Below are 4,501 nucleotides of genomic sequence, written 5' to 3'. Positions count from 1 at the left end.
ACATCGTGCTGGGCGGTTCGCTGGAAGCGGAAATCCACGAGCTGGGTGAAGGCGCGACCGACGAGCAGAAGGCCGCGATCAAGGCCGAGTGGCAGAAGCGCCATGACGCGGTCAAGGCGGCCGGCGGCCTGCACATCRTCGGCACCGARCGCCACGAATCGCGYCGTATCGACAACCAGCTGCGTGGCCGTTCGGGCCGCCAGGGTGATCCGGGCTCGTCCCGTTTCTACCTGTCGCTGGAAGAYWMCCTGATGCGCATCTTCGCCTCCGACTGGGTGCAGAAGGCCATGCGCATGATGGGCATGAAGGAAGACGACGTCATCGAAGACCGCCTGGTCAGCCGCCAGATTGAAAAGGCGCAGCGCAAGGTCGAGGCCCACAACTTCGACATCCGCAAGMAMYTGCTGGAWTWCGACGACGTSRMCAACGACCAGCGCAAGGTGATCTACGCCCAGCGCGACGAACTGCTGGACGCCGACTCGGTGAAGGACAACGTCGATGGCATCCGCGACGACGTGATCTTCGACATCGTTGCCCGCTTCGTGCCGCCGAACTCGGTGGACGAGCAGTGGGACCTGCGTGGCCTGGAAGCCACCCTGCAGTCGGACTTCGGTGTGGACATGTCGCTGACCGATCTGGTCAAGTCGCACGAGGAGCTGGATGCCGAAGGCATCACCGCCAAGGTGCAGGAGCGCATCAACCAGCACTTCGCCGAGAAGGAAGCGGGCGTGGGCGAAGAGACCATGCGCGCGCTGGAGAAGCACGTGATGCTGACCGTGCTCGACCAGAGCTGGAAGGAGCACCTGGCACGCATGGATTACCTGCGCCAGGGCATCTACCTGCGCGGTTATGCGCAGAAGCAGCCGAAGCAGGAATACAAGAAGGAAGCCTTCGAGCTGTTCTCGGACATGCTGGAGAACGTCAAGCGCGAAGTGGTGACCCTGCTGGCCCGCGTGCGCATCCGCAGCGACGAGGAAGTGCAGGCACTGGAAGCGGCCGAGCGCCAGCAGGTGGAAGCCCGCCTGAGCCAGTCGCAGTTCCAGCACCAGGACGCCGGCGGCTACGGCGCCGACGAAGAGGCGGCGCAGGTGGAGGCCACCCAGCAGGGCGTGGCGCAGCTGCAGCGTGACGAGCCCAAGATCGGTCGCAACGATCCGTGCCCGTGCGGCAGCGGCAAGAAGTACAAGCACTGCCACGGCCAGCTGAGCTGACCCCCGGAGAGCCCCGCGAAAGCGGGGCTTTCCTGTTCTGGGCCTTGAAGCGCCCGGCGATTGCGCCGGTGCCCCGCTTTTCGGCATGCTTCGGCCATGCCTTCCCCGAAACGATCGATCCACGTCGTAGCCGCCGTCATCACCGACGCCCGCGGCCGCATCCTGCTCAACCGCCGTACCGAAAGCCGCGACATGGCCGGCCTCTGGGAATTCCCGGGCGGCAAGCGCGAGCCCGGTGAGACCTCCGAACAGGCGCTGGTGCGCGAGCTGCACGAGGAGCTGGGCATCGAGGCAGAGGTGGGCGAGTGGATCATGGACGTGCCGCAGCGCTACCCGGACAAGGACCTGACCCTGGAAGTGCGCCACGTGCGCAGCTGGAAGGGCGCCCCGCGTGGACGCGAGGGCCAGGCCATCACCTGGGTGACGCCGGACAAGCTGGCCCGTTATTCAATGCCGCCGGCCGACCTGCCGGTGGTGGCCGCACTGCGCCAGCCGGACTGCTACCTGATCACCCCTGCGCCGGACATCGATGAGGGCGGCCTGCAGCGTTGGCACGGCCAGCTGCAGCAGGCCGTGGCTTCGGGGCAGCAACGCATCCAGCTGCGCCTGCCCGCCGAGCATCCGCAGCGTCAGGGCGTGATCGAGCAGGCCGTGCGCGCGCATCGGCGCGGTGTGCAGTGGCTGCTCAACCGCGATATCGAACTGGCGCGCACCCTCGGCGTTGGCGTGCACCTGGGCAGCGAGCAGCTGCAGTCGCTGCAGGAACGGCCGCTGCCGCCCGGGCAGCTGGTGGCCGCCTCCTGCCACGGGCTTGAGCAGCTGCTGGCCGCACAGCGGCTGGGCTGCGACTTCGCCGTGCTGGGGCCGGTGCAGGCCACTGCGAGCCATCCCGATGCAATGCCGTTGGGGTGGGAGGCCTTCGCCGCGCTGCGCGCCCAGGTCTCGCTGCCGATCTATGCGCTCGGCGGCATGACACCGCAGCATGTGGCCGAGGCACGCCGGCATGGCGGGCAGGGTATCGCCGCCATCCGCGGACTATGGCCGGTGTAGCGCGATACACAGGGGCGCAAGCAAGTAGATCCACGCCATGCGTGGATGAGCAGACCCACGCCACGCAGCGACCAGTAGATCCACGCCATGCGTGGATGGCGGTTCAGCAGCACCCGCTCACAACGTAATCCAGAAACACCCATACTGCCGCCGCAGCCCAAGCACGGTCGCCGCGCGCGTGGCGCTGCCCGGCAGGGTCTGCTCCAACCGCAACCCGATCGGATGGCGCCGTGCAGCCGGCATCGGCACCGTTTCCGGATCCTGTGAGGCGATGCCCTGGCCCTCATCCAGATCCTGGCGCGGATACACCGGCACCACGTCCACCAGCGGCCGCCGCACCACCGATTCCAGCTGGCCAAGAATCCGCTGTGCGCCGGCATCGGACACCGCGCCCCACAGGTACAGCGAAGAAAGCCGGTTCACATCACCGATGCCGACCGCCGTGTGCAAAGCCTGCACCAGTTCGCTCAGCCGGCGCGGGCAGCTGCTGCCGAGGCTGTCGCGCTGCAGGGTATTGCCGGAAGGCGCCGGCGGTGGCCGCCGGGACTGCGCGCCCAGGCTGTCGCAGGGGCGGTCGCTATAGACACTTTGCCCCTGCGGATCGGTGCAGCGGTTCAAGCGCGTGGTCTGCGCCTGCRCAMCGGCGCAGACRCCGGGCAGCAGCAGGASCAGCAACAGGGACAGGACGASCTTCATCGACGCAGCGTAGCGCCGATTGCGATAACGCAGCGTACTTTTCAGCCWYGCAGCAGCTTCAGWACCGAGACSGTCGGCTTGGCCAGGTTCARSGTGTAGAARTGCAGGCCCGGTGCGCCGCCTTCGACCAGGCGCTGGCACAGCTTGGCCACCACTTCGGCGCCGAAGGCGCGCACCGATTCGGCGTCGTCACCGTAGGCCTGCATCTTGCGGCTGATCCAGCGCGGGATTTCCGCGCCGCACTGTTCGGAGAAACGGCGCAGCTGGCTGAAGTTGGAGATCGGCATGATGCCCGGGGTGATCGGCACCTGCACGCCGAGCCGCTGCACTTCGTCGACGAAGTGGAAGTAGGCATCCGGGTTGAAGAAGTACTGGGTGATGGCGGCATTGGCACCGGCGTCGATCTTGGCCTTGAAGTGCTTCAGGTCGAGCAGGGCGTCCTGCGCTTGCGGATGCGTTTCCGGATACGCGCCCACTTCGATGCGGAAGGCGTCACCGTGCTCGGCACGGATGAAGGCGATCAGTTCGGAGGCATAGCGCATGTCACCGGGAAAACCCATGCCCGACGGCAGGTCGCCACGCAGGGCGACGATGCGCTGGCAGCCGATGGCGCGGTACAGCGTCAGCAGCTCGCGGATCTCCTGGCGGGTACCGCCCACGCAGGACAGGTGCGGTGCCGCGTCGAAGCCGTGGTGCTGGTTGAGATGGCGCACGGTCTCGGAGGTGTAGCTGAGGGTCGAGCCACCGGCGCCGAAGGTACAGGACACGTACTCGGGGGCATACGTCTTCAGCTTGGCCGCGGCACGGTCCAGCTGGGTGCGCTGTTCGTCGGTCTTGGGCGGATAGAACTCGAAGCTGATGGTGGTCATGGCACGGGCGGCGGCGTCGGGTGCGGAGAAGTATATCTCTCCATCGAGATGGATGTAAAACAAGGCAGCCGCTACAGTTCCGCGCTGACCGGGCTGGTCACGAATCCCCACAGCAGCCGCGCCATCACCGCAGGTGAGCGTGCCTGCGCGCGGGAGTAGGCCAGCAGTGCATCCAGCCTTGGACGGTCGTAGAGGTGGCCGGCCAGCAGCACCGCATGCACGCGCCGGCTGTTGCCGATGTCCAGCAGAGGATTGCCGTCCAGCAGCACCAGGTCGGCCGCTTTGCCGACCTCGACACTGCCATGCCGGGCCTGCAGGCGAAGGTGCTGTGCGGCGTGCAACGTGGCTGCGCGCAGCACGTCGGCTTGGCTGAGTCCGGCCTGGTGCAGCAGTTGCAGTTCATCGTGATAGCGGAAGCCGCCAAGCCCGGTGTCGGTGCCCACCAGCACCGGAACACCGGCGCGGTGCGCAGCGCCGGTCAGTGCCAGGCCATGATTGAAATAGGCGTGCAGCGCGCGCTCGCCACGTTGGCCTGGATGGCGGGTGACCGTGGCCTGCAGGTCGTCGCGCCAGGCCCAGCGCGAAAGCGGATCGAGGTACGCCAGTCGCGGATCATCGATGAAGCCCGGATCGCGCGCGCGGGCATCCTCCTCGCGGGTGACATGAGTGGGCACC

5 protein-coding genes are annotated in these 4,501 nt (G+C 67.2%); 2 read left to right on the top strand and 3 right to left on the bottom strand.

What is annotated here, in order from left to right; all coding sequences use genetic code 11:
- On the top strand, nt 1-1,211 hold a 1,211-nt coding region (locus AC1VAN_RS12710; RefSeq protein WP_480985917.1), incomplete at its 5' end, for a preprotein translocase subunit SecA.
- A gap of 96 nt (nt 1,212-1,307) precedes the next feature.
- Nucleotides 1,308-2,261, top strand: a complete 954-nt coding sequence (locus tag AC1VAN_RS12705) for a Nudix family hydrolase (RefSeq protein WP_032974911.1) — start codon at nt 1,308-1,310, stop codon at nt 2,259-2,261.
- A 117-nt stretch (nt 2,262-2,378) separates the two neighbouring features.
- Here the strand turns inward: AC1VAN_RS12705 and AC1VAN_RS12700 are convergent, their stop codons facing one another.
- The 3 genes from AC1VAN_RS12700 to AC1VAN_RS12690 all read right to left on the bottom strand — a co-directional run.
- A complete protein-coding gene (locus tag AC1VAN_RS12700) occupies nt 2,379-2,957 on the bottom strand; it encodes a DUF4124 domain-containing protein (protein ID WP_480985916.1) in 579 nt (192 codons plus the stop codon).
- 41 nt (nt 2,958-2,998) lie between these two features.
- Nucleotides 2,999-3,826, bottom strand: a complete 828-nt coding sequence (gene metF / locus AC1VAN_RS12695) for a methylenetetrahydrofolate reductase [NAD(P)H] (RefSeq protein WP_480985915.1) — start codon at nt 3,824-3,826, stop codon at nt 2,999-3,001.
- Nucleotides 3,827-3,897: 71 nt separating this feature from the next.
- The coding region (locus AC1VAN_RS12690; protein ID WP_480985914.1) for an amidohydrolase family protein at nt 3,898-4,501 on the bottom strand (604 nt) is incomplete at its 5' end.

The organism is Stenotrophomonas sp. 05L44_2 (assembly GCF_056665995.1).
The sequence above is the reverse complement of the archived record's forward strand: the minus strand, read 5'-3'. Positions and strand labels throughout refer to the sequence as shown.